The following is a 23,768-nucleotide window of genomic DNA, read 5'->3' as shown; positions in this document are numbered from 1 at the left end:
GGGCAAACCATCTATCTTGGTTCTTCTTCTTCCCTACTCAAAGTTCGATTTTACGATAAGTACAAAGAAGCCCTGAAGGACGGAAATGAGAGCGAATTAGAAGGTATCAAGTTTTGGAATCGTACCGAACTGGAACTAAAGGACGAAAGAGCCGTTAAAGTAGCTTGGTTGATCGCAAATGAAGTGGATGCAGGCGAGATCGTAACGGGTGTTTTAAACTACTATGTCCGCTTTACAACGAAGGGAACCGATAGCAATAAAAGCCGTTGGAAGACTTGGAAGAAGTGGGAACGCTTTATCGGAGACACAGCCAAAATCAAGCTTACAGAACTGCCCAAAGAAAGAACGGTTGAAACGAAATTGAGTTGGTTAGATCGTCAAGTAACGCCTACTCTCGCAACGATCGTGAAGGCAGAATCCGAAGAGTTCTTACTAGAGTTAGTACAAAAAGCGGTTAAGCGTTTGAAAGATCAGGATTTCATTATGATCGATCAGTATAAGGATGCCAAGCAAGTTAGAGATGAGCGTTTGAAGCAATTGAAGAGTATGATCCGTGTTAAATCCGATCCACCAAAAGACCAAACAGCAATGTAGATGAATAAGACAATCTGAGCTATTAATACATTGAATTGAAGTAAGAGAGGGGATGATTATATTGCAGAGATTGGATGAATTGAAGAGAATAGAGGAATTGAATAAAAGCAAGCCCGTAACGTTTGAAGAAAGAATTGAGGGAGTAGGAACGATTAAAGTTTATGGTGATCTTGATATGGAAAAGTTGGTTAGACTACTACTGAAGAGCTATTCAAAGAAGTGTTGATGCTCTTCTTTTCTTTTGTTGATCAGAGAAAAATATAAACTGTTTGTGCAAATCCATAATCAGTTCCCCTTTATGTTACAGAGCAAATCGATACAAACTTTGATGCTCTTTTTTTGTTGTTTATTTCAACAATAATTTTTATTGATAACCGACGAGTTGTCAATCTAATTGCAACAGTAGCCATTCCGTGATATTACAATAATAACCATTTGAAATAAATTACAAATATGTTATTGTTTATTAGGTCGTGGGCGTCCCAATTGTAGTTCTGATAAAAATTGCTGAGTGGAAGCTTAATATATTTGTCCCAACTTAGTATATAAATAATTGCAGGAGGTATATTTCTAAATAATGAAAAAATTAAAAATAACTATTGTAATGATCACATTTCTTTCTATCTGTCTTTCTATTCCCTTTAATACTAGTACAGTATACGGAGCTATGGAAGATCCAACTCCTATTAACTCACAAGAAGAAGCACCTAAAGAACTAATAGATAATGTACAATCTTTGGAGAAGTATATTGTTGTAGGTAAAAATAATGAGCTAGTTTTTGATGTGGAAAAAGCGGAGAAAGATGGTGCTACTCCTGAGCAATTGGCTCAGGGTCGAGAATTTAATAAGTTTTCTTCACAATATAGCTCAGCGAATGTGAAAAAATCACGAATCAAACCAGGTCTTCCTATATATGGTAATTGGTGTGGTCCAGGGCATGGTGGCAAATCTATGAATAATCCGAAACCAGAGAATAATTTGGATTATCGTTGTATGGAACATGACTTATGCTATGCTAAAGTAGGATATTTTCATTGTACTTGTGACAGAAACTTGCTATGGGGCATCCTGAAAAGCTATCCTTATATGAAGTCAGGAGAAAAAGCTATGGCAACAACTGTTTATACGTATTTCCTCCTTCAAATGAAGGCTCGTTTTTGTGGAAATATTGACATGCCAGGAGCACCAAGATAATCAATACACGACAATTAAGGATGGGAATTTATGAATAAGCTGAAAGTGTTCTCAGCACTATCTAGAATTACTTTTGTAATTGGTCTCCTATCTTGGGGGTTACTTTTTGTAGCAAATCAGTTTTCGGTTTCAGTTAAATTGTTTTTACAAGGACCGGTACTGCTGTTTTCTACCCTTATTATAGCCCCCATAGGCATTCTATTTAGTAAGTTAGCTTTAAATAAAAATGGTAAATATGCACTTTTATTTCTTATTTTAAATATCATTATGACATGTAGTATTTTTCTTTATTGGATGATTGGTGGTATTGTATGCGCCCTATTAGGATGTTAAATAGGTAAATTAAATAGTGCTGTCTAATGGTAGTGGTTACCACAATTCATTTAGACGGCACTATTTTTTGTCGATTAGTAGCATAATATAACTAATTTATTTATATATCATTGTTGCAATCATCTCGAGATGAGCGAATTCTTCTGTGCCGATATCGGTTAATAGGCCGACTACTTTATCGGGAATGGTGTACCGCTGGTTGAGATAGCGGAGTGCTGCGGCGAGTTCGCCATCTGCCCCGCCGTATTGTTCAACGAGTAGTTTTGCTAAATAAGGGTTACATGTACTTACTTTTACGGGATATTGCAGTTTTTTTTCATATACCCACATTGACCAGGAACCTCCTTTTTATACTTGCCAAGGCCAAGGAGGCTTTCCCCAAGACCAATTTTCATCGGAGTAACTACGACCAAATTGTAAGAGGGGACCATATCGTGCTTCGTATTCTTTTGCTATTTTTTTTCGTTTTTTGGCTAGTCCGTTAAATTGTCGAATGGAGTCTATGTCTTTTGGATGGGTATCAAGGTAAAGGGTTAGCTCAACTAAGGCAAAGTCAACAGCTTGTAGTTCTTCCAACAGTTTGTAGTATTCTGGTGGGAGGGGTGAATTCATCGTAGTTCCCCCCTTTTTTTATACGGATTTTCGTAAGGGTCATATAATGCTTTCCATAGGGTTCCGCGAAATAGAGCTTCTCGAATGGGGAATTGCTCTAAACAACGTGGTTGAAAACCCATATAGAGATGAGGGGGCGTGGAGTAGTACTTATGACCTATGGGTGGGCAGGGGTCAAAAGGGCCATGATATACGTCATATGTTTTCATTGATGTATGGTGGCAATGATCTTTTTGACTCAAAAAAAATCCCTCCTTGTTATAGAAAACGACTCCTTAGAATTTATGATAAGATTATATTTGATATTCGAATAATCTTACTATTATATTCTTTTGTTATTTAAAATCGAAATATAATATTTAATTAAGGAAATGTAAGTTGTTTTATTTAGGAGGTTATCTAATGAAAGCCAGAGCATTAAAACTGGGAGATACAATTGGGATTATCGCGCCTGCAAGTCCGACGAATCCTGAGGAGCAGGAGCAAGCGTTGGAGATTTTTTCTGAGTTTGGTTTTAATCTCAAGTTAGGAAATTCACTCTGGCAACAGCACGGATATTTGGCGGGACATGACTGGAACAGGGCGGAGGATTTGAATCGGATGTTTGCCGATCCGGAGGTAGATGCGATATTTTGCATGAGGGGTGGTTATGGAACACCCCGTATTCTTGATCTAATTGATTATAGGGGCATTAGGAAAAACCCGAAAATATTTGTAGGCTATAGTGATATTACAGCATTGCATCTGGCGATTCACCGTTTTACGGGTTTGGTTACATTTCATGGGCCTATGATTACGGAGCTTGCGAGGAAACCAGACTTTCATTCATGGTCTACTCTATTTCAACACTTAACAAGCCATGTTCCCGTTGCTAGATATGAAGAGCCTATAGAGAAACACTGCATTGTAGTAGGATCAGCAAGAGGGCCATTAATTGGTGGTAATTTATCATTGCTTGTTTCAACACTTGGAACTCCATTTGAGATTGACACAACTGGAAAAATTTTATTTATTGAAGACGTAGACGAAGATCCATACCGGGTGGATCGTATGCTAACTCAGTTACGGCATGCTACTAAACTTCAAAATGCGGCCGGTATTGTGTTTACTGATTTCACCGATTGTACAGCAGAAAATGGAGAGAAGAGCTTAACCATTCGAGAGATCCTCGACGGTATTGTAAAACCACTTGGAATTCCTTGTTATTACGGGCTAAATGTGGGGCATACTCAGCCTAATTGGACGTTGCCCATCGGGGTGCTTACCGAAATCGATGCCCTGGAAGGGTGGATACAGTTTCAAGAGGGATCTGTAGAATCGCTTGAAGGATAATATTACAGAGATGGAGTTAAATTATCATTAAGTTTTTGTAAATATGTATCTTCTGAATAATATAACTGTTATAATTAGTTTGTATTTCAAATACAATAGTAGGAGTGAATTGAATGAAGAAGTTTTTTTCCATGTGTTTAGCATTCGCATTAATGTTAAGTGTTGGGCTTGTTGCCTCCAGTAACGCTGTTATGGCAAAAGAGCAGGCAAAGCCAGGGATTGGAACACAAGCCATTGATATCACAGGTGTCTGGCGAGGTAATGATGGTGGATATTACTATATCCGTCAAATTGGAAATACTGTTTGGTGGACAGGTTTGAGTAACAATGGGGTCGGAACCAACTGGACCAACGTGTTTAAAGGACAATTAAATGGGGATAAAGTTGCGGGTACATGGGCTGACGTACCAAGAGGTGGAATTTTAAGCCACGGAAACTTGTCATTTACTGTTGTCTACACACAAACAGGTATGCGATTGCATAGAACCGCCGTTTCAGGTGGCTTTGGTGGTAGCGTTTGGTACAGATAATTATATAGTCAAACATAAAATATTTTCCAATACTAGCATCCAAATGGATGCTTTTTTTGTTATCTAGGGGGTGAATAAGGTATAATTTTTGGCAAGTGATATTAAAACGAATATTAGAATAGGGGATTCGATGACACAAACAAGTGAAGGAACAGTGGGTTGGAACTTTGATAATAGTTATGCGAAATTACCTCACGTATTTTTCTCAACAGAAGACGTAAACCCTGTACGTGCTCCAGAGCTAATTCTCCTAAATCATTCCGTAGCAAACTCTTTGGGATTAGACACGGAAGCTTTGCAAAAGGGAGAGGGAGCAGAGGTATTTGCCGGTAATAAGGCTCCTGAAGGTGCAATGCCACTAGCCCAAGCTTATGCAGGGCATCAATTTGGTCACTTTACTAGGTTAGGAGACGGACGGGCTATATTGCTAGGAGAGCAAATTACACCTAGCGGGGAGAGATGTGATATCGTATTAAAAGGATCAGGTAGAACGAGATATTCCCGAGGGGGGGATGGTCGTGCGGGGCTTGGTCCTATGTTACGCGAGTACATTATCAGTGAATCTATGCATGCGCTCGGAATTCCTACTACTCGTAGCCTAGCAGTTGTAACGACAGGAGAAATGATTATCCGTGAAACTGATTTGCCGGGGGCAATCTTAACTCGAGTAGCTAAGAGTCATATTCGTGTAGGCACCTTTCAATATGCAGCTAGGTGGGGGAGTAAGGAGGACTTACGGGCTTTAGCAGATTATACGTTGCAACGTCATTTCCCTGAGATTGTTCTAGATGAAAACCGATATCATTCTCTGCTAAAAGAAGTGATCGATCGTCAAGCGTCGTTAATTGCTAAGTGGCAATTGGTAGGCTTTATACACGGAGTGATGAATACGGATAATATGACCATTAGTGGTGAGACAATCGACTACGGTCCGTGTGCCTTTATGGATACATATCACTTGGATACGGTATTTAGTTCCATTGATCAGCAGGAGCGTTATGCATATGGAAATCAGCCTCGCATTGCTGGATGGAATCTGGCTCGATTCGCAGAAGCACTCTTACCGTTGCTTCAGGAAAATGAGTCTGAGGCAGTCGAGACAGCCCAAGAGGCGATATCTCATTTCCCTGATATCTATCGAAATCATTGGCTTGATGGGATGAGAGCGAAGCTCGGGTTATTTTATGCAGAAATAGAAGATGAATCGTTGATTGAAAGCCTCCTTTACATGATGCAGAAATATCAAGCAGATTATACCAATACATTTCGTTCGCTTACGCTTGATCAATTTGAGGAGTTAGCTTTTTATGAAAAGCCAGAATGGGATCAGTGGATTCAGGAATGGAAAAAAAGAGTAGAGCGAGAACAAGTTTCTATATCAGATTCAAAACAGTTAATGAAGAGTTGTAATCCAGCGATCATTCCACGGAACCATCGGGTAGAGGAAGCGTTAGAGTCTGCTGTGAGAGGAGATCTTAGTGTGATGAAACAGCTTCTAGACGCCCTTTCCAATCCGTATGCTTATACACTAAGGCAAGCTATGTACTGTTCATTACCCGATCCGACCTCACATCCCTATCGAACTTTTTGTGGGACTTAGGGGGAGAGAGTTTGTCTCCTCCTAAGTTAATACATAAAGCCCCTTTTCAATTTTATCATCTATATGTCTATCACCTGTCTATCTACATAGAATAACATATATGAGTTGGTCTAATAGATGTTAGAAAGGCGACAACATCTTTCTGGTATCTAGATGGGAGGAATGAAATTGGCTATTCGGTTATCACCTGAGCAAAATATTTACCATTTGGATCATAAAAAGGTTTGTTTTATTCATGTTCGAACTCTGAGTAGTTGGAAGGATGGACTAGATAAAAAGCTAGAACGATTACTCTCATCGGGGTTATATCAAAAAGTAAATGCTGTTTTTATTAATTTTGTTGTAGATGATATTCATAATACTCAATTCATCGAAGATCAAATTGTAAATCCCTTGAGCCACTATGATGATACAGTTCAATATAGGATTCTTCCTGAAGAATATCAGTATGAAAGAGCCACCTTGCATTGGATTCACCAGTATTGTAGCGCAAGTGTGAATAATGTAAAAGTGTTGTATCTCCACTCCAAGGGAGTAAGACATGGTGAGGTACACAATAAAGCTTGTATAGAAGATTGGGTTAATTTGATGGAGACTGTATTAGTTGACCATCATGAAGTGAGCTTCGAATACCTAAAAAAAGTAGATGCTTGCGGAACTAATTTTTTTCTTCACCATCCTTATCCACCTCATTATTCTGGAAATGTTTGGTGGGCAAATAGCCACTATATTAAACAATTACCAGCTACGGTTCCTCCGGACTGGTTAGCGCCAGAAATGTGGATTTTATCTCATCATACCGTTACATTTGCTGAGATATTTAATTCTGGATATCCCCTCGCGGCTCATTATGTACACCGATTTCCTAAAGAAAATATTCCTTCACAATTTCAACCGATTGTGTACCAAAAAGATGGGGATGGAGTAAGAGTCTGCCCTATATAGATTGATCCATGTACCACTTAGATAGTCAGCTGAATGATAGAGCTGTCTATCTAAGTGGTACTTTCAATTTTATGATTCGTGTGATCCAATCAATGAGATCATGGAAGACCTCTTCGCGATTTTCTTCATGTAGCATCTCATGTCTTTTGTTTTTATATAGCTTCATGGTTACGTTTGTAACTCCGCATTTACGATAGGTGTCATATACTTCTTGTACGCCTTTTCCTTTATTTCCAACAGGATCAAGATCTCCGGAAAACAAGTAAATGGGGAGTTGTTTGGGTGTTTTTTTATATTCTTTGAGTTGATTTACGATGAGTACACCTTTAAATAGTTCGCGATAAAAGCTGGTCGTGCAGGTAAAGCCGCATGCGGGATCTTCTATATAGCGATCTACTTGGCTGGTATCAGAAGATAGCCAATCAAAATCGGTGCGTTTTGGTTTGAATTGAGAGTTAAAAGTGCCAAATGACAACAGTTTCAACATGTTGCTCTTTGTTTTTGCTCCACGTACTTTCATTTCCAGAGTAGCAAATAGATATCCTATTTTTCCTAGAAGACCTGGATTTCCCCCTGTTCCTGAAAGAAGGAGTCCATCCCATAGATTACTCTGAAGTTGTACGGCCCGTCTTGCTAAAAAAGACCCCATACTGTGTGCGAGCAAAAAGAGTGGGCAAGAGTGCTTGTTACGAATGAGGTTGGAAACGAAGATGATATCCGTAACAGCTTGATCCCATCCTACATCGGGCTCGAAATGTCCATAGTCGTCTTCTTGTTTTACAGTTTTCCCATGTCCACGATGATCGTGAGCGTATACACCGAATCCAGCGGATAGTAAGGCCTCTATACATTCCTTGTATACACCGATATGCTCAGTCATACCGTGTGCAATTTGAACGATTCCTCTAAGAGGATCTGTAGGTAGCCATGTGTATAAATAGATTTCAGTCCCATCTGTCATGTGAATAAAGCCTTCTTGAATGTACATATGTATGACCTCCTTCTATTTATTATAAGCGGCTCAGGGAGTATGTGAGAAATAATTTCTGAAAAAAGGAAAAGGGAATGAAAGGAAGAAATTACCATTGTTCTATATTTTTTTATATGGAGGTACTTATGAAGCGATCTTTTTATTTCATGATTGGGCTATCTGTATTCGCTCTATCACTGTCAGGATGTAATGATTCTACCCCGACTATGAAACCACTGCCAACCTCAGCAGAAAAAGCACAAGCTGAGATCATAAACGGTAAAGGGAAAAAGATTGGAAAGGCTGAATTCTGGCAGGAACAGGATTATGTGATGGCAAGGATAACCGTACAAGATTTGCCTAAAGGACCACATGGCATTCATGTCCACACAGTAGGGAAGTGTGATATTCCTACGTTTGAAACGGCAGGGCCTCACTTTAATCCAGCACATAAAAAACACGGGACTGAAAATGTGGAAGGGCCCCATGCTGGAGACTTACCCAATTTAGAAATAAATGATAACGGTGAGGGGATGGCTGAGTTTGCGCTAGAAAACGTTACCTTAAAAGGGAATGAAGACAATTCGTTATTCCATCCTGGTGGAACAGCGATTGTGATTCATAAAGACAAAGATGACTATAAAACGGACCCATCAGGGAACTCAGGAGCGCGTATCGCTTGTGGAGTGATCCAAAACAGTAGTAAATAATAAAGAGTGGAGTGATGAGTGATAGTAGAAGAAGAGCCTGAGGCCTGTTCTGTCGTAGAACAGGCTTTTAGCTTATTAGTAGGTTCATTTGGTTTTTGATCATGGCTAATTTTTCTAGATAGTTACCAAATATGATCCCTTTTTCTGTGATAATAGCTGAAATATACTCGTGCGGTGTGACATCAAAAGCAGGATTGTAAACTTGGATTCCTTTAGGGGCAATCCGTTTTCCAGCGAGATGAGTCACCTCTTCTGGATGACGTTCTTCGATTGGAATATACTCGCCAGTAAGGGTATCTAAATCAATTGTAGATAAGGGGGACGCGACATAAAAAGGAATACCTAGTGCTTTTGCTTGGAGTGCAAGCCCAAAGGTTCCGATTTTATTAGCAGTATCCCCATTTGCAGCGATACGATCGCAGCCTACGATGATAGCTGAGATTTTCTTAGTACGCATGGTATGAGCTGCCATGTTATCTGTGATGAGAGTGACGTCCACGCCAGCTTGTTGTAACTCCCAAGTAGTGAGGCGAGATCCTTGGAGTAGTGGCCTCGTTTCGCAGGCATAAACCGATAGTGGCACCCCTCGCTCTTGAGCAAGATAGAAGGGAGCGAGGGCGGTTCCATAGCGTGCAGTGGCGATCGATCCTGGATTGCAAATGGTTAAAATGCGATCACCTGGTTGAAGTAAGCTAAGGGCATATTCGCCGATTTGTTGGCAAGTGATTTCATCTTCTCGTTGAATCGTGAGGGCTTCTATTTCCATAAGGTAAATGGCATCTTGAACCGTTTCAGCATGCTGAATGGATTGTACAACACGGTCCAGTGCCCAATATAAATTAACCGCCGTTGGACGAGCGGAGGAAAGATAATTACGTTGGATTTTTAATTGATGTGTAAAAATCCGTAAGTCTGACTCCTCCTTTTGTTGATTTGCCCATAGAGAGAGTCCAAAAGCGGCTGCAATCCCAATGGCAGGAGCGCCTCTCACTTGTAAGGCGTGAATCGCATTCCATAGTTGTTCGGTTGATTCGATTCGAATCATGTTCGTTTGGTGTGGAAGCTCATGTTGGTCTAGCAGGAGTAAATGATCTCCTCGATATTGTACCGATTGTATGGGTGTATGTACGCTCATGATCGTAATGCTCCTTTTATGCGCTGAGTGAAGTGGGCTAAACTATAGAGGTGAGTACGGGATTTAATCAGATCTGAACCAAGCTGAAGGGCGCGCTCTTTGATTTTAATTTGGGTGTGAAAGTCTTCGATGGTATCAAGATCTGCTACATGGGCTAATCCGATCGTACGACGAATGATTTCACAACCAGTAAATCCGATTGCATCTGTCCAAATTTTTAACAAAAAACGGGGCAATATACCGGGGATATTCGTATAGATCTCATGATTCGTTTCCTCCCAAAGTTTGGTGAATTCTTGTGCAAAGGTGATCCAAGTTCGTTCTATGGTGCGTAGAAGCTCGCTTAATCGTACTTGGTGTTCTGTGATAGCGAGCTTTGATAGTGCATTTAAAATAATGTTGGCGAAGAATTGTCCTAGATCAAAGCCGATCGGTCCGAAGAATGCAAACTCTGGATCGATGACTTTCGTCGACTGTTCAGTGACAAAAATGCTTCCTGTGTGTAAGTCGCCATGTAGAAGAGCTTCTGCTTGAGTGAGAAATTGGAATTTTAAGATTCCTACTTCGGTGAGCAATGTTTCATCAGACCAAACTTTTTCGACTGTGGGCCTTAGTTCTATTGGAAAATCATTGGTTGGATGATCGAAAAAAGGGTCTGTAAAGACTAGATCTTCTGTAATTTTACATAGGTCTGGATTGGTGAATTTTTGTACGAGCTCTTTTTTGACAAATGGATGGAGCGCGAAATCACTGGTGGTAAATAAAGTTTGCGCAATATAACGTCCAATGTGCTCAGCCAGTAAAGGATAGTGACGGTTTGAAATGAGTTCGGTGCGTAGAATGTTATGTTCGGATAGGTCCTCCATCACCGTACATGCTAACTCGTGATCTGTGTGCAAAACGCGAGGCACCAGATCAGGTACTACCTTTGCATGGATGCGTAGTGATTCTGACTCAATCTTGGCTCGGTTTAGGGACAGCGGCCAACTTTCTCCTACCACTTTCGCATACGGAAGAGCTTGCTTGACAATGATGGAACGATTGGTTTCTGGTTCAACGAGTTGAAAAACAAGGTTTAGGTTGCCATCTCCAATTTCTTTGATAATGAGATTATTAGGATGATCAAAGATAGAAAGCGTTTTTACAAATTCTCCTACAGTGTGCGTGGTAAAAGGAGCATACTGGTTTACGACTTGTATCATGATTATTATTTCCTCCCCGAAAGATAGTGATATGATACGGGGGCAAATAAAAACTGCCCCTTTCGGTGTGAAAGAGGCAGGGAATGCTGATTCCGTGCCTCTTATCTTGCGAACGTCAAATAAAATACGTTCCGCTGGAATTAGCACCGTGCCGTGTTTGACTACAGGTCAAGGCTCCCACTCTCACTTGACGTGGACGCCCCATCTCGCGATGGTATTACGGTCGGTTGCTGGGCTTCATCGGGCCAAAATCCCTCCACCTGCTCTTGATAAGAGACCAAAAATATATAATTGAGTTTTAAATTGGACTTTTCAAATGCAATCATATAGGCTTTCAGAATTTGTTGTCAATAGAAAATTTTTTTGACCGGTATAGCCTAATATATTTCTGGCCGACGGTCTGCAAAGATGGGGATAGTAGAACGTATCTTTGTTACGTGATCGGTGTCGATTTCGACTTGGATGATGGCGGCTTTTTCATCTGCCTCAGCCAATACTTCGCCCCATGGATCTACTACTAGGGAGTGTCCAGCAAATTGGTTATTTGGATCACTCCCTGACCGATTGCAAGCGATGACATAACATTGGTTTTCAATTGCCCGGGCAATACAAAGACTTCTCCAGTGCGAAAGACGCTGGATTGGCCACTGAGCAGGGATGTAAAGCACCTCAGCACCGGCAAGAACGGCTTTTCGAATCCACTCAGGAAAGCGGAGATCATAACAGATAAAACCTGCACTTACTACTTCATCCAGCATAAATGGTTCTAGACTAGAACCAGCTGTAAGATACAGATGTTCGTCCATCAACTGAATAAGATGTGCTTTGCTGTATTCGTTTACTACTTCCCCTTGTCGATTGAAGGCATAAAGTGTGTTGGTAATCCCTGATTTTGTTTTTTTAGGAATCGATCCCGCGATGATATGAACCTGATATTTTTTTGCTAGTTGTGCAAAAAGAGATTGTGTACATTCTCCATTTGGGTCCGAAATTTCAGGTAGTCGTTCTAGGTCATAGCCAGTAGTCCATAACTCAGGTAGCACAACCACATGAGGTGGATTCAACTGTTTCATTACTTGATGCATAAGGTCCTTTACTTGTTTCATATTAGCCTCAGGATCTCCAAATATAATATCCATCTGAATCAGGCAAATGGTTTGCTTCATTCTAAAATCCTCCCTTTGACAACTTCCTCTACAAGTTATAACATATATCATTATCATTTCAAGAATGTTCGAAAGTGACAGGGAGTGATGGATAGTGGGACAATTCACACAAGCAGATGTATTAACGAAACTACCGAAGCAATTCTTTGCCAATCTCGTTCAGAAGGTGAATCATCTTACTGCAAGCGGGGCAGATGTAATTAATCTTGGGCAAGGTAATCCCGATCTTCCAACCCCACATCATATCGTTCAGGCAATGCAAGAGGCGACTGCTAAATCAGATCATCATCGCTACCCTCCTTTTCGGGGGCATCGTTTTCTCAAGGAAGCCGTATCCAATTTCTATGCTCGCGAATATGGAGTGGAACTGGACCCTGAGCGAGAAGTAGCGGTCCTCTTTGGAGGGAAAGTGGGCTTAGTGGAAATATCCCAGTGCTATTTAAATCCGGATGATGTTGCTCTTGTACCCGATCCAGGCTATCCTGACTACTGGTCTGGAATTGCTATGGCACGAGCGAAAATGGTGCAAATGCCATTATTAGAAAAAAATAAGTTTTTACCTGATTTCACGCAAATCTCAGATGAGGAATGGAATCAGGCAAAATGTATGTTTTTAAACTATCCCAACAATCCTACCGGTGGTACAGCTACTACAGAATTTTTTGAGGAAACGGTTGCCCGTGCTAGGGACCATCAGATACTAGTTGTACATGATTTTGCCTATGGAGCAATTGGATTTGACGGGCAAAAACCGATTAGTTTTATGCAAATCCCATGCTCGAAAGAGGTGGGGATTGAAGTATATACATTAAGCAAGACCTATAACATGGCGGGATGGCGGATCGCATTTGCTGTTGGAAATGAGCATGTGATCGAGTCGATTAATTTGATTCAGGATCATTTTTATGTAAGCATTTTCGGGGCTGTTCAAGAAGCGGCAGCAGTAGCATTGAATCATTCTCAGGAATGCGTAGATGAATTGGTAGCAGTTTATGAACGCCGCCGAAATGCTTTTATATCAAGGATTCAGGAACTTGGTGTGGAAAATATTCATGCACCAAAAGGCTCTTTTTTCTGTTGGTTACCTACACCAAAAGGACTAGGATCGCAAGAATTTGCTGACTTGTTGTTGGAACAAGAGCATGTTGCGGTAGCTCCTGGCGTTGGATTTGGCCAAAGTGGTGATGGATATATTCGTGTTGGCCTATTGACCGAAGAAGAGAGATTGGTCGAAGCGGCAGAGAGAATGGCTCGTTGTTATCATCAGGAGAAATAGATTGACATTGCAAATGCATTCGGTCATAATCAGATTAATTAAATAATTGAATACAGATATTTCTCTTATCAAGAGTAGGTGGAGGGACTAGCCCTTTGAAACCCGGCAACCGGCTTATCTAACGATAAAAACGGTGCTAATTCTTGCAGTTCAGAAATGGACTGAGAGATAAGAGGAAGATGACGGACTTTTTGCGCCTCTTCCTCTTATGGGAGAGGCTTTATTTGTTATATATAGGCCACTAGGAGGTTTTACAAATGACACGATTGATTGCATCTTATTTGGTTCATGATAAAAAACAAGATTTGGTGAAAAAAGCAGAGTCGATTGCACTGGGTTTGACGATTGGTTCGTGGACAGAGTTACCTCTTTTGATTCAAGAGCAATTGAAACTTCATAAAGGAGAAGTAGTGGAGGTAACAGAGCTAGATGAAGATCAAGCAGCAAATCAATATTTAGGGGGAACGCGTACTAGAGGGCTATTAAAAATTGCGTATCCGGCAGCTAATTTCTCTAATGATCTACCAGCTATTCTTACTACGGTGTTTGGGAAGCTATCATTAGATGGTGAGGTAAAGTTAGTCGATCTTCATTTCTCTGATGAGCTACTTTCGTCCTATCCAGGGCCGAAATACGGAATACAAGGGGTTCGGGAAAAGGTAGGAGTTATCGATCGTCCACTTTTAATGAGCATTTTTAAAAGTGTGATTGGGAGGGATCTTGATTATTTTCAGGAACAGTTGAGATCGCAAGCTTTAGGCGGGGTTGACCTTGTTAAGGATGATGAAATCTTATTCGATAACCCGCTAACTCCATGGGAAGATCGTGTTCGTACAGCAGTGAACGTATTAAGTGAAACAGAATCGCTCACAGGAGAGAAAACGTTGTATGCGGTTAATATCACAGGCCGGAGCTCTCAATTACGGGATCGTGCGCGCAAAGCAGTAGAACTCGGGGCTAGTGCTCTCTTGCTTAATGTTTTTACCTATGGTTTGGATGTTTTACAGGAGTTAGCGGAAGATCCAGAAGTAGCGGTTCCAATCTTAGCACATCCGGCTTTTTCTGGAGCCTTTACATCATCAGCGTTTTATGGTGTGAGTCATTCATTAGCACTCGGAACATTGCTCCGTGTGGCTGGAGCTGATTTGTCGTTATTCCCTTCCCCTTATGGTAGTGTCGTTTTAGCAAAAGAAGAAACACTCCGAATTGCGCATTCTCTCTGTACGAATAGACTTGCATTACGTCCAACTTTTCCTGTGCCCTCAGCAGGAATTCATCCCGGGATCGTACCGCGACTGATTCACGACTTTGGGATTGATAGCGTTATCAATGCGGGCGGCGGGGTTCACGGTCACCCGAGCGGGACAATAGCAGGTGGAAAAGCATTTCGACAAGCGATTGAGACAGCACTTGCTGGGAAGACATGGATTGAGGTAGCTTCGGATACGAAGAACTATCTCGAGTTAAATCAAGCGATTGTTCTATGGGGAGGCGAGTAGATGAAAAAAAAGCCTGTTATTTTTTGTGATTTTGATGGGACTGTAACGGAATCCGATAATATTATTGCGATTATGAAGCAGTTTGCTCCTAAAGAATGGATCGCGATAAAAGATGATATCTTAGGACAACGGATTTCGATTCGTGATGGAGTTGCTCAGTTATTCCAACTATTACACAGCTCGCAGAAAGAAGAAATTATCACGTATATCCTGAAAAACATTAGGTTTCGTAAAGGCTTTAAGGAGTTTGTGAGTTGGACGGAAGAGATGAGAATCCCACTTTGGATTGTAAGCGGAGGGATCGATTTCTTTGTTTATCCGTCACTGAAGGGGCTTGTACAGCCAGAGAAGATTTATTGTAATCGCAGTGATTTTACAGGTGAACGCATTGAAATTATATGGCCTCATACTTGCGATCACCGATGTCAAAAAGATTGTGGATGTTGCAAAGTAACGATCTTGCGTCAGTTTGATTCTACGGAGATCCATCGTATTGTCATTGGAGACTCAATAACAGATTTACAAGCTGCGAAGATGGCGGATCAAGTATTTGCAAGGGATTTTCTAATTGAGAAGTGTGAGGAACAACAGATTCCATACTATCCATTTGAGACATTCCACGATATTCGCTTTGCCTTAGAGCAAGAGGAGGTGTTTCAACTCATATGATCGAGTTGGCGGAAAAATGGCGCATACTGGCGGATATCAAAGATGAACTTGCAGTACGTGATTGGTTTCTAGGTACAAGCGGGAACTTATCCATTAAAGTCCGTGAAGATCCACTTACGTTTCTCATTACTGCAAGCGGTAAGGATAAGAGAAAGCGTACGGAAGAAGATTTTTTGCTAGTAGATCAAGATGGTAAATCACTAGGAAACACGCATCTTACAGCATCTGCCGAAGTGGGCATTCATGCAGAGATCTATCAGAGAACCAATGCATCCTGTTGCCTGCACGTACACACGTTAGATAATAATCTGATCTCTGAATTGCATGGGCGAGAAGGACGAATTACGTTTCGCGGGCAGGAGCTCATTAAAGCATTTGGGATTTGGGAGGAAGATGGGGAGATATCGATTCCGATTATCCCTAATCATGCTGATTTGGATCTTTTATCCAAGGAGTTTGGAGATCTTCTTCTACAGGATCCTCTGTTAAAGGGAATATTGATTCGCAATCATGGGATTACGACGTGGGGAGCTACACCGCTCGAAGCGAAGAAGTATTTAGAAGCATTTGAGTTTTTATTTTCCTATCATATTAAACTGCGTCTTCTGCAACCAAATTTATCTGCTAAATGGGGAGAGGATTTTCATGGCACAAATACGATTTCATCATACCGATGAGTATGTATCGGCTCAAGATCAGGTCAGTTCTTATCTACAATCTCAAGGAGTTATTTATGAGCATTGGGATATTGAGAAGCTATCTACCAGCCTTCGGGAAAATTACCGTTTAACTGAGGCGCAAAAAACAGAGGTTCTTCATACTTTTCAACGTGAAATTGATGCTATTTCGGCTCGACGAGGGTACACCACAAATGATGTTATTTCCCTCTCTCCAGAGACACCGAATCTTGATCAATTGCTCCAGAGCTTCTTAGCTGAACACCATCATAGTGATGATGAAGTGCGTTTTATTGTGAGTGGACATGGAATTTTTGCCATTCAAAGTCTAGAGGGTTATTTTTTTGATGTGGAATTAGAGCCGGGGGATCTTATATCTGTGCCTGAGGGATATCGACATTATTTTACATTGATGGAGGATCGTCAGGTTGTAGCGATTCGGATTTTCAAAACAAAAGAAGGTTGGGTTCCTATATATTAATAACAGGGGAAGAATAAAAAATGAATGGGGTCATGGAAAGCGGACCCCATTCATTTTTTATTTGCTTAGGGCGATTTTTTATAAAAGTTTCAAAAAAATGAATATTTAATATATTAAAATGTAATATGATAGGTAGATAAGGATGTTGAAATAAGGGGATGACGTAAATGGAAGCGATAGATAGCGGATATGCTCATTCATTGGTGACCCGCATGGCGAAGACGAAAGAGGAGAAGGCACAAGTCTATCAGCTCCGACAGCTACAAAACTTGTCTGAACAGGATTATGATCTTTACAGCGATCACCTTATAGTACTTGACGAGACGGTCAATCAAGTGGTAGGTACTTATCGACTTTTACCTGGTAAAAGAGTCATCGATTTAGGAGGGCTTTATTCACAATCATTATTTGAGTTTCATCATTTTACCGAGCATATACCCCAAGTATTGGAAATAGGGAGTGGCTGTGTGGCCGCTGGTTATCGAGATGGTAAGGTAACCCAGAAGTTATGGAAGGGAATCAGGGATTATCTAAATGGAACTACATATCGATATATAGTAGGTTGTACTAGTTTACCGCTGATGGAGATTCAAGAGATAAACGAGTTATACAGTTTTCTTGTATATAGTGGTTTTGTAATTGATCGTTATCGAATTGAGCCAAGAGAAGAGTTTCGCATCCAAGGGTTACATTTGATTAGTCCCGATAAAATGGTTTCCCATAGAATACAACGTAAGCTTTCTGCTTCGTTAAAAAGATGTTATTGGGTCGGTGGGAAGATTGCTAGTGAACCCATTATGAATCCTATTTTGCAAACGATCGACTTTTTTGTCGTACTAGAGGTAGGAAAAATGATACGTCATTATAGACGAAAATAGATTGAGGAATGATAGCTGTTTGGTGTGAGTGTGGTGATAAGACATCATTTTGTAAAAAATATTTGCGAAAGGCAAGTTCATTATTATATAATATCTTTCTTTCATTAAGAGAGGTGAATATTTTTCATGGACGAAATCTATCAACATGAGCAAGCAAAGTTACGAGAGATACTTTCTTTCATTCAACAACAGTTACAAGAACTTCAATTGATTCCTCGATATCAAGGCTCTGATTTGGTGGAACAGCTTCTGGATGACCAAAGGAGGCAAACAGTTAATCGATTACAGTTATCGGAAAAGTCCCCCTATTTTGGTCGCCTCGATTTTGAAGAGGATGGAAAACAACTTACCCCGCTCTATCTAGGAAAAGCGGGTGTAGAAGATCCTGATAGTCATCAACCAATTATTATTGATTGGCGAGCTCCTGTGGCTAGTATGTTTTATTCTTTTACGGGGCAAGGGGATCGTGCTGGATATGTTTCGCCTGATGGTGAGATAGAAGGGACTGTCCATCTAAAGCGGAATTTGGCCGTTGAAGAACAAACGTTAAAACGAGTGGTGGATAGTTATGTTCGAGGCGGGGAGAATTTACAGGTCACAGATGAATTCCTTCTTTATCGTTTAGGGGAGAACAAAGATCATCGACTAAGGGATATTGTTTCGACGATCCAAGTGGAACAAGATAAGATTATACGGTCTGAGCGGAATCAATCCCTCATTATTCAAGGAGTCCCAGGTTCAGGGAAAACCACGGTGGCTCTCCATCGTTTGGCTTATTTATTATATCAATATCAAAATCAAGTTCGAGCAGACCGCATCATGATCTTTGCTCCCAATAAGATGTTTTTAGATTATATCTCTAACGTGCTTCCCGAACTAGGAATTGGTGGTGTGAAGCAGACTACTTTTACCGAATGGGTACTCGATTTATTACCCGAACCCATGACTCTGCGGAATCAAACAGCTCGGGAGGAATGTTGGTTTGAAACGGGACAGTCAACTGATCTCGAACGTGAACAGCAAGAGATTCTAGCGCGTTTTAAGGGATCATTTGTGTTTTTGGAGTATCTCCAGCAACAATTAGCTACTTTGGAAAGGGAGTTTGTACCACAAGTTGGTTTTGCCATCTGGGATGAGAAGAAATTGACGGCTGCAGAAATTGCTCATTGGTTTCACGTAGAGTATCGCCATGAACCATTGCGTAAGCGTCAAGAGAGAATTTTTGTCAGAATAAAACGCTGGATTGAGATGGAGCACCGCGATATTCGAAACCGAGACCCGCGAAATGAGATGAAGAAGAAAGCAATGGAGAAGCTTCGCCAATATAAAAATCTCTGGGATCGTCGGAAAGTGACCCAAATGTACGTTGATTTGGCTCAGCAATCCAAGATGATTCAGTCATTTTTCATTGAACGGAAAAAGATCCTTTTTGATCCAGAAGACTTAGCTCCATTGTTGTATATTTATAATTTCCTCTATGGGATTAAGACGGAGGATCGCTTTGACCATGTGGTCATCGATGAAGCCCAGGATTTTTCCCCCTTTCAAGTGTTTGTATTACAGGATCATGTAAGAGGAAATTCGTTTACGATTCTGGGAGATTTGTTACAAAATATTTATGCCTATAAAGGAATTTACGACTGGAATGAGTTTGTACATTTGTTTCCTCAGGAACAGGTATCCTATTTTCAATTAGATAGAAGTTATCGTTCTACAACGGAGATTATCCAATTTGCCAATCAGGTAATCCACTCTTACCAAGGAAGTCTTACTCCAGCGACTCCCATATTCCGGAGCGGAGAGCCGGTTTTAGTGGAGCAGATACGGAATCAAGATCGTACACTATCTGTAGAGAAATGGATTCAAAAGCGATCTTCTCAAGGAATGAAATCGATTGCCATCGTGACTCGTACCGAGAAAGCAGCATCCATGCTATCGACCGACTTACTTACTAATGGGGTCAAACATCATCTGATCACCCCGGATCGAAGCCAATATGCGGGAGGAATCTCAGTAGCACCGATCTACCTAGTAAAAGGGATGGAATTCGATGCGGTTATTTTGGTTGACGTTGATAGTGAGCAGTATCCAGACGATGCGCTGACAGCAAAGTTACTTTACGTGGGATGTACCCGTGCTCTCCATTCACTTGTTGTGCTTACTTCTGATAATCCGTCTCCCTTATTACCGATAGTTACACCTGGAGCGGTTTAATTTCCGCTCACGTAGTCAACAATAAAGAAGGATGCTATCAAACTCTCAATGCAATATGATGTAATTTAAAGAGATGTTTGATAAAATGTAAATTAGGGTTCGCTATGTGCACAAAGTGGAGTTCTATTCGAAAGCTTTCGCATATAGTATGAAGAGTAAGCAAAGGAGGTCAGGTTTCATGATCGAAACACTCATCAAGGCAAGACAATTTGAGACTTTGCTAAAAGCGAAACAGGAGTTTGTATCCAAAAGTAGTACTGAAAAAGAATTCGACAGTTTCCTTAAAACGTTCCAGGAATTTGAAAAGCATATGGAGGCTATAGAGAATATGCCTTCTAAAGAGAGATTACACGGTAGGCCGTATCAAGTCTAATTTTGAATAAAGGGGTAATGAAAATGGATCAACCACAAGTACCCCCATCTCTCTCTCTCTTCTTACCGAATCAACCGCTCACACATGCGGTGAATCGCGATCGGTATGACAGACAAGCTTTTATTAAAGAGATTGAGAAAGTAACTGGGCGCAGAGTCATTGTATATATGTCGAACCTGAATCACTCAGATAGTGCGATTTTGCGAGAGGATATCGCACCGTTTAATGAGATTATTGCAAGCATCGATAAAGATAGTGATGTGGATTTTATTATCCAAAGCCCTGGTGGAGATCCGAATGCAGCCGAGATTATTGTTCATACACTTTTATCACGAACGAAGCATTTGCGAGTTGTCGTTCCACAAGCAGCGAAGAGTGCGGCTACTTTAGTTAGTTTGGCAGCCGACGAAATTGTCATGAGTAACACCTCTGAATTGGGTCCGATTGATCCACAAGTGACGATCCCAACTTCATTTGGACTAGCATTCAGACCTGCTCAAGCATTTCTGAATGGACTCGAGATGATTAAAAAGGAACATGCGAATGGCCAAGCATTAAATCCAGCGTACTATCCATTTTTGAAAGGCGTAGACGCAGCTTTGATCGACTATTGTTTAAAATCGATCGAACATTCAAAACGTTTAGCAGTTAAGTGGCTTTCTCGTTCGATGCATAAAGGTAATCTAAAAGAGGCTCAGCGAATTGCCGAGGAATTGATTAACATTGAGAAGTACCCAAATCATGGGCAAGTGATCGATCATTTTGATGCAAAAAGCATAGGTCTGAAAGTTGTGTACAAGCCATATGGAGATGAGCTCTGGCAAGCTTGGTGGCGTCTCTATGTTAACTATATAGTGATGATGAGAGAAAGAGAAGTAGTAAAGATATTTGAGTCAAGTGATGCTTCGGTTATGCTGTAAAATCAAAAAGCATTTGTATCTCGATAAAGAGATATAAATGCTTTTTCTTATGCCTTGACTGCTTTGTGATGGCTATCACAAAGCAGTGGATAAAGATATGGATGATACGTAATCGATTACGTCTGTGACGGTATTTTTTCCTTGATCGATACAATCAGGAATCCCTGAGCCAGCATAGGATGAGCCCGCGAGAAATAGGCCGGGATATTGAGTACGGATTTGCTTCTGTACATTGGAATACCACATTTTATGTCCAGGCACAAACTGTGGCATCGCTCTTCTCCAACGTGTCACATAACTAAATTCTGGTTCACCTGTAATGTTAGATAACTTTTTGATATCTTGAATAACGGCATCCACGATCTCTGAATCATCCAGATCGACGATTTCTTCTTCGTTTGCACGTCCTACATAGCAACGTAGCAGGGTTTTACCTGGTGGAGCAGTATGAGGCCACTTCTTATTCGTCCATGTGCAAGCGGTGATCGAGTATTCTTCTTCACTGCGTGGAACTAAGAACCCTGTCCCCTCTTTATCCAATGTGATTGCTTCTTGTGGATATGCCAAAATAGCTGTAGCCACAGAGGTGGGTCGATCGTGGAGAGGCTTTAAAAAGTCAGGATTTCCTAAAATTTTGCGGGTGAGTCCATGTGGTGTAGTTAGGATGACACTATCCGCTGTCAGTCGTTCACCATTTTGAAGGGACAATGTATATTGATTTCGATCTCGCACAATTTTTTCTACAGAGATTCCCTTTTTTACGGTTACTTCTGTTAACTGTTCTTCCAACGCATTTACTAGAGAGGAGAGTCCCGATTTTAACGTTTGAAAAATTCCTACAGGTTTCTGGTGTGCCTGCTTCTTTGGACGTGAGGATTTCATACCGAGAATCAAACTGCGATGTTCTCTTCCCATCTGAGCAAATTGAGGAAAAGTTGTCATGAGACTCATTTGATCAATATTGCCTGCATAGACCCCAGAGAGAAGGGGTTCGATGATGTTTTCTACAACTTCATTTCCCAAACGTTGTCGGAAAAACGTTCCTACGGACTGATCTTCCTCTTCTAGTATCTTGGATGCAGGGAGTAATAGGTCAGCGGCGGCTCTCATTTTTCCGATGGGAGATAAGAGAGCTGTAGTAACAAACGGCTTTATTTCTGTAGGTACCCCCATTACTGCCCCTTCAGGAATGGGAAGGAGCTGGCCATGCCGAAGAATATAGGCTTGTCCTACTTCATTTCGTACTAGGTCGCTTTCGAGTCCTACATCGCGAACTAACTGCGTTGCACTTGGCTTCCGTGATAGAAACGAATCAGGTCCTCTCTCCATGATATAGCCATCTCGAACAATAGTCTGGATTTTACCACCAAGTTGTTGATTTGATTCTAGCAAAGTAATCGTCCAAGGAAGATCTTTTGCTCGGAGCTCGTTCTGTAGGTAAAACGCTGTCGAAAGTCCTGTGATACCACCGCCTACGATGACGATATTTTTAGAGGGAGCTGAGTTCATAGTTAGTCCCTTTCTCGACGGATAAACGCTTTTCTATGACATCCGCTAAGCCATCGATGAATGTAGGTTCTGTATTGGGCATCTCTGGACGATAGTAGTTTGCTCCAATTTCGTCCGTTACGACTTTACACTCATAGTCGTTATCATATAAAACTTCTAGGTGATCCGATACAAATCCAACTGGACAATACACGAAGGAAGTATATCCATGTTTGTCATGTAATTCTCTAGTCAGATCCTGCACATCAGGGCCAATCCAAGGATCACGTGTGTTGCCCGCACTTTGCCAGCCGATAGCATAGTGCGGAATGTTGGATGCTTCGGCGATTAGTTCAGCAGTCTGCTCTAGTTGAGCTGGATAGGGATCTCCGACTTGAAGAATTTTCTCAGGTAAACTATGGGCCGAGAAAATGACAATGGTTTTCTTTTGCTGATCTGTTGGAATAGAAGAGAATGTTTTTTGTAACTGGGAAACCCAATAGGAAATAAACTTGGGCTCTGTATGCCACTCATCTACAGAATAAATGGCAAGTCCACCTAGTTTTACTGCTTCTTCTTGGGCTCGTTTATTGTAAGATTTCACACTAAAGGTAGAATAGTGTGGTGCCAGTACGATACTTACCGCTTCTTTAATTCCATCTGCGTGCATTTGTTGTACAGCATCTTCGATAAAAGGAGTGGTATGTTTTAAGCCGAGATATACTTTAAATGTTTTCTCACTATTTCTTGCGTTTAGAGACTTTTCTAAGGCATATGCTTGTTCTTCTGTAATTCGGGCAAGGGGAGAAACCCCACCAATCATCTCATAGCGATGCGTTAGATCCTCTAAAAGATCTGGCGGAGGTGTATGCCCGCGGCGGATATGCGTGTAATAGGGTTCGATCTCCTCAGGACTTCGAGGAGTACCATAAGCCATTACTAATAATCCAATTGTGGTGTTTGCCATAA

At 41.1% G+C, this 23,768-nt stretch carries 26 protein-coding genes, 1 pseudogene and 2 riboswitches; of the genes and pseudogenes, 18 read left to right on the top strand and 9 right to left on the bottom strand.

The window, feature by feature from the left end:
- The 4 genes from BT147_RS09265 to BT147_RS09255 all read left to right on the top strand — a co-directional run.
- The coding region (locus BT147_RS09265) for a replication initiation factor domain-containing protein (protein ID WP_143187966.1) at positions 1–594 on the top strand (594 nt) is incomplete at its 5' end.
- A gap of 61 nt (positions 595–655) precedes the next feature.
- Positions 656–820 (top strand): hypothetical protein, encoded by a 165-nt coding sequence (locus BT147_RS15515; protein WP_177239754.1) that lies wholly within the window; start codon positions 656–658, stop codon positions 818–820.
- A gap of 351 nt (positions 821–1,171) precedes the next feature.
- Positions 1,172–1,789, top strand: coding sequence for a phospholipase A2 family protein (locus tag BT147_RS09260; protein ID WP_072334070.1), 618 nt, complete (start codon positions 1,172–1,174; stop codon positions 1,787–1,789).
- Positions 1,790–1,819: 30 nt separating this feature from the next.
- On the top strand, positions 1,820–2,122 hold the full coding sequence (locus BT147_RS09255; RefSeq protein ID WP_072334067.1) for a hypothetical protein: 303 nt from the start codon (positions 1,820–1,822) through the stop codon (positions 2,120–2,122).
- Between the two features lie 99 nt (positions 2,123–2,221).
- Here BT147_RS09255 and cotJC read toward each other — a convergent pair.
- From cotJC to BT147_RS09240, 3 genes and pseudogenes are all read right to left on the bottom strand, one after another.
- Positions 2,222–2,452, bottom strand: a pseudogene (gene cotJC / locus BT147_RS09250) (spore coat protein CotJC); the annotation flags it as partial.
- 18 nt (positions 2,453–2,470) lie between these two features.
- The gene (locus BT147_RS09245; protein WP_072334064.1) at positions 2,471–2,734 is read right to left on the bottom strand and encodes a spore coat protein CotJB; all 264 of its coding nucleotides are present in this window, start codon (positions 2,732–2,734) and stop codon (positions 2,471–2,473) included.
- The gene (locus BT147_RS09240) at positions 2,731–2,943 is read right to left on the bottom strand and encodes a spore coat associated protein CotJA (protein WP_072334097.1); all 213 of its coding nucleotides are present in this window, start codon (positions 2,941–2,943) and stop codon (positions 2,731–2,733) included. The genes BT147_RS09245 and BT147_RS09240 overlap by 4 nt, the downstream gene beginning before the upstream one ends.
- Positions 2,944–3,136: 193 nt before the next feature.
- Between BT147_RS09240 and BT147_RS09235 the strand changes: the two genes are divergently transcribed.
- The 4 genes from BT147_RS09235 to BT147_RS09220 all read left to right on the top strand — a co-directional run bounded on the left by BT147_RS09235 (position 3,137) and on the right by BT147_RS09220 (position 7,141).
- Positions 3,137–4,066 carry a S66 peptidase family protein gene (locus BT147_RS09235; protein ID WP_072334061.1) on the top strand — a complete coding sequence of 310 codons (930 nt, stop codon included), beginning with the start codon at positions 3,137–3,139 and terminating at the stop codon, positions 4,064–4,066.
- 113 nt (positions 4,067–4,179) lie between these two features.
- Positions 4,180–4,596 (top strand): hypothetical protein, encoded by a 417-nt coding sequence (locus tag BT147_RS09230; protein WP_072334058.1) that lies wholly within the window; start codon positions 4,180–4,182, stop codon positions 4,594–4,596.
- Between the two features lie 130 nt (positions 4,597–4,726).
- Positions 4,727–6,196, top strand: coding sequence for a protein adenylyltransferase SelO (locus tag BT147_RS09225; RefSeq protein WP_072334094.1), 1,470 nt, complete (start codon positions 4,727–4,729; stop codon positions 6,194–6,196).
- 168 nt (positions 6,197–6,364) lie between these two features.
- Positions 6,365–7,141, top strand: a complete 777-nt coding sequence (locus BT147_RS09220; protein ID WP_072334055.1) for a hypothetical protein — start codon at positions 6,365–6,367, stop codon at positions 7,139–7,141.
- 46 nt (positions 7,142–7,187) lie between these two features.
- On the opposite strand, the gene BT147_RS09215 is transcribed toward BT147_RS09220, so the two are convergent.
- Positions 7,188–8,129: an alpha/beta fold hydrolase gene (locus BT147_RS09215; protein WP_072334041.1), complete on the bottom strand. Its 942-nt coding sequence runs from the start codon at positions 8,127–8,129 to the stop codon at positions 7,188–7,190.
- Between the two features lie 128 nt (positions 8,130–8,257).
- Between BT147_RS09215 and BT147_RS09210 the strand changes: the two genes are divergently transcribed.
- Positions 8,258–8,821 carry a superoxide dismutase family protein gene (locus BT147_RS09210; RefSeq protein WP_072334038.1) on the top strand — a complete coding sequence of 188 codons (564 nt, stop codon included), beginning with the start codon at positions 8,258–8,260 and terminating at the stop codon, positions 8,819–8,821.
- A gap of 67 nt (positions 8,822–8,888) precedes the next feature.
- Here the strand turns inward: BT147_RS09210 and mtnA are convergent, their stop codons facing one another.
- The 3 genes from mtnA to BT147_RS09195 form a co-directional block, all read right to left on the bottom strand.
- Positions 8,889–9,956, bottom strand: a complete 1,068-nt coding sequence (gene mtnA, locus BT147_RS09205; protein ID WP_072334035.1) for an S-methyl-5-thioribose-1-phosphate isomerase — start codon at positions 9,954–9,956, stop codon at positions 8,889–8,891.
- A complete protein-coding gene (gene mtnK / locus BT147_RS09200; protein ID WP_072334032.1) occupies positions 9,953–11,158 on the bottom strand; it encodes an S-methyl-5-thioribose kinase in 1,206 nt (401 codons plus the stop codon). The genes mtnA and mtnK overlap by 4 nt, the downstream gene beginning before the upstream one ends.
- Before the next feature lie 98 nt (positions 11,159–11,256).
- Positions 11,257–11,434: riboswitch (SAM riboswitch) on the bottom strand.
- A 101-nt stretch (positions 11,435–11,535) separates the two neighbouring features.
- Entirely contained in the window at positions 11,536–12,375 is an 840-nt protein-coding gene (locus BT147_RS09195) for a carbon-nitrogen family hydrolase (RefSeq protein ID WP_502688562.1), read from the bottom strand.
- Positions 12,376–12,418: 43 nt separating this feature from the next.
- On the opposite strand from BT147_RS09195, the gene BT147_RS09190 reads away from it, so the two are divergent.
- From BT147_RS09190 to BT147_RS09150, 9 genes are all read left to right on the top strand, one after another.
- Positions 12,419–13,600: a pyridoxal phosphate-dependent aminotransferase gene (locus BT147_RS09190; protein ID WP_072334026.1), complete on the top strand. Its 1,182-nt coding sequence runs from the start codon at positions 12,419–12,421 to the stop codon at positions 13,598–13,600.
- Positions 13,601–13,662: 62 nt separating this feature from the next.
- A riboswitch (SAM riboswitch) is annotated at positions 13,663–13,775 on the top strand.
- An 82-nt stretch (positions 13,776–13,857) separates the two neighbouring features.
- Positions 13,858–15,099, top strand: a complete 1,242-nt coding sequence (locus BT147_RS09185) for a 2,3-diketo-5-methylthiopentyl-1-phosphate enolase (RefSeq protein WP_072334023.1) — start codon at positions 13,858–13,860, stop codon at positions 15,097–15,099.
- Entirely contained in the window at positions 15,100–15,768 is a 669-nt protein-coding gene (locus BT147_RS09180) for a 2-hydroxy-3-keto-5-methylthiopentenyl-1-phosphate phosphatase (RefSeq protein WP_072334020.1), read from the top strand.
- On the top strand, positions 15,765–16,445 hold the full coding sequence (locus tag BT147_RS09175; RefSeq protein ID WP_072334018.1) for a methylthioribulose 1-phosphate dehydratase: 681 nt from the start codon (positions 15,765–15,767) through the stop codon (positions 16,443–16,445). The genes BT147_RS09180 and BT147_RS09175 overlap by 4 nt, the downstream gene beginning before the upstream one ends.
- Positions 16,414–16,926, top strand: a complete 513-nt coding sequence (gene mtnD / locus BT147_RS09170) for an acireductone dioxygenase (protein WP_072334015.1) — start codon at positions 16,414–16,416, stop codon at positions 16,924–16,926. The genes BT147_RS09175 and mtnD overlap by 32 nt, the downstream gene beginning before the upstream one ends.
- 167 nt (positions 16,927–17,093) lie before the next feature.
- Positions 17,094–17,804: a GNAT family N-acetyltransferase gene (locus BT147_RS09165; RefSeq protein ID WP_072334012.1), complete on the top strand. Its 711-nt coding sequence runs from the start codon at positions 17,094–17,096 to the stop codon at positions 17,802–17,804.
- Positions 17,805–17,930: 126 nt separating this feature from the next.
- The gene (locus BT147_RS09160) at positions 17,931–20,018 is read left to right on the top strand and encodes a HelD family protein (protein WP_072334009.1); all 2,088 of its coding nucleotides are present in this window, start codon (positions 17,931–17,933) and stop codon (positions 20,016–20,018) included.
- A 178-nt stretch (positions 20,019–20,196) separates the two neighbouring features.
- On the top strand, positions 20,197–20,391 hold the full coding sequence (locus BT147_RS09155; protein WP_072334006.1) for a hypothetical protein: 195 nt from the start codon (positions 20,197–20,199) through the stop codon (positions 20,389–20,391).
- A gap of 23 nt (positions 20,392–20,414) precedes the next feature.
- Positions 20,415–21,311 carry an SDH family Clp fold serine proteinase gene (locus tag BT147_RS09150; RefSeq protein WP_072334003.1) on the top strand — a complete coding sequence of 299 codons (897 nt, stop codon included), beginning with the start codon at positions 20,415–20,417 and terminating at the stop codon, positions 21,309–21,311.
- 75 nt (positions 21,312–21,386) lie between these two features.
- On the opposite strand, the gene hemY is transcribed toward BT147_RS09150, so the two are convergent.
- Both hemY and hemH read right to left on the bottom strand, forming a co-directional pair.
- Positions 21,387–22,820: a protoporphyrinogen oxidase gene (hemY, locus tag BT147_RS09145; protein ID WP_072334000.1), complete on the bottom strand. Its 1,434-nt coding sequence runs from the start codon at positions 22,818–22,820 to the stop codon at positions 21,387–21,389.
- Entirely contained in the window at positions 22,801–23,766 is a 966-nt protein-coding gene (gene hemH / locus BT147_RS09140; protein ID WP_072333997.1) for a ferrochelatase, read from the bottom strand. Before hemH ends, hemY begins: the two co-directional genes overlap by 20 nt.
- Positions 23,767–23,768: the final 2 nt, after the last annotated feature.

The organism is Thermoactinomyces sp. DSM 45891, assembly GCF_900119485.1.
Taxonomy (GTDB): Bacteria; Bacillota; Bacilli; order Thermoactinomycetales; family Thermoactinomycetaceae; genus Baia.
The sequence above is the reverse complement of the archived record's forward strand: the minus strand, read 5'-3'. Positions and strand labels throughout refer to the sequence as shown.

What these genes read in the sequence shown, in the direction of transcription:
- BT147_RS09210 (WP_072334038.1), top strand. Translation starts at nt 8,258, where the DNA reads ATGAAGCGATCTTTTTATTTCATGATTGGGCTATCTGTATTCGCTCTA.
- BT147_RS09175 (WP_072334018.1), top strand. Translation starts at nt 15,765, where the DNA reads ATGATCGAGTTGGCGGAAAAATGGCGCATACTGGCGGATATCAAAGAT.
- BT147_RS09225 (WP_072334094.1), top strand. Translation starts at nt 4,727, where the DNA reads ATGACACAAACAAGTGAAGGAACAGTGGGTTGGAACTTTGATAATAGT.
- BT147_RS09155 (WP_072334006.1), top strand. Translation starts at nt 20,197, where the DNA reads ATGATCGAAACACTCATCAAGGCAAGACAATTTGAGACTTTGCTAAAA.
- BT147_RS09230 (WP_072334058.1), top strand. Translation starts at nt 4,180, where the DNA reads ATGAAGAAGTTTTTTTCCATGTGTTTAGCATTCGCATTAATGTTAAGT.
- BT147_RS09160 (WP_072334009.1), top strand. Translation starts at nt 17,931, where the DNA reads ATGGACGAAATCTATCAACATGAGCAAGCAAAGTTACGAGAGATACTT.
- mtnD (WP_072334015.1), top strand. Translation starts at nt 16,414, where the DNA reads ATGGCACAAATACGATTTCATCATACCGATGAGTATGTATCGGCTCAA.
- BT147_RS09150 (WP_072334003.1), top strand. Translation starts at nt 20,415, where the DNA reads ATGGATCAACCACAAGTACCCCCATCTCTCTCTCTCTTCTTACCGAAT.
- BT147_RS09260 (WP_072334070.1), top strand. Translation starts at nt 1,172, where the DNA reads ATGAAAAAATTAAAAATAACTATTGTAATGATCACATTTCTTTCTATC.
- BT147_RS09165 (WP_072334012.1), top strand. Translation starts at nt 17,094, where the DNA reads ATGGAAGCGATAGATAGCGGATATGCTCATTCATTGGTGACCCGCATG.
- mtnA (WP_072334035.1), bottom strand. Translation starts at nt 9,956, where the DNA reads ATGAGCGTACATACACCCATACAATCGGTACAATATCGAGGAGATCAT.
- BT147_RS09240 (WP_072334097.1), bottom strand. Translation starts at nt 2,943, where the DNA reads ATGAAAACATATGACGTATATCATGGCCCTTTTGACCCCTGCCCACCC.
- BT147_RS09180 (WP_072334020.1), top strand. Translation starts at nt 15,100, where the DNA reads ATGAAAAAAAAGCCTGTTATTTTTTGTGATTTTGATGGGACTGTAACG.
- BT147_RS09245 (WP_072334064.1), bottom strand. Translation starts at nt 2,734, where the DNA reads ATGAATTCACCCCTCCCACCAGAATACTACAAACTGTTGGAAGAACTA.
- hemY (WP_072334000.1), bottom strand. Translation starts at nt 22,820, where the DNA reads ATGAACTCAGCTCCCTCTAAAAATATCGTCATCGTAGGCGGTGGTATC.
- BT147_RS09195 (WP_502688562.1), bottom strand. Translation starts at nt 12,375, where the DNA reads ATGATATATGTTATAACTTGTAGAGGAAGTTGTCAAAGGGAGGATTTT.
- BT147_RS09255 (WP_072334067.1), top strand. Translation starts at nt 1,820, where the DNA reads ATGAATAAGCTGAAAGTGTTCTCAGCACTATCTAGAATTACTTTTGTA.
- BT147_RS09185 (WP_072334023.1), top strand. Translation starts at nt 13,858, where the DNA reads ATGACACGATTGATTGCATCTTATTTGGTTCATGATAAAAAACAAGAT.
- hemH (WP_072333997.1), bottom strand. Translation starts at nt 23,766, where the DNA reads ATGGCAAACACCACAATTGGATTATTAGTAATGGCTTATGGTACTCCT.
- mtnK (WP_072334032.1), bottom strand. Translation starts at nt 11,158, where the DNA reads ATGATACAAGTCGTAAACCAGTATGCTCCTTTTACCACGCACACTGTA.
- BT147_RS09235 (WP_072334061.1), top strand. Translation starts at nt 3,137, where the DNA reads ATGAAAGCCAGAGCATTAAAACTGGGAGATACAATTGGGATTATCGCG.
- BT147_RS09215 (WP_072334041.1), bottom strand. Translation starts at nt 8,129, where the DNA reads ATGTACATTCAAGAAGGCTTTATTCACATGACAGATGGGACTGAAATC.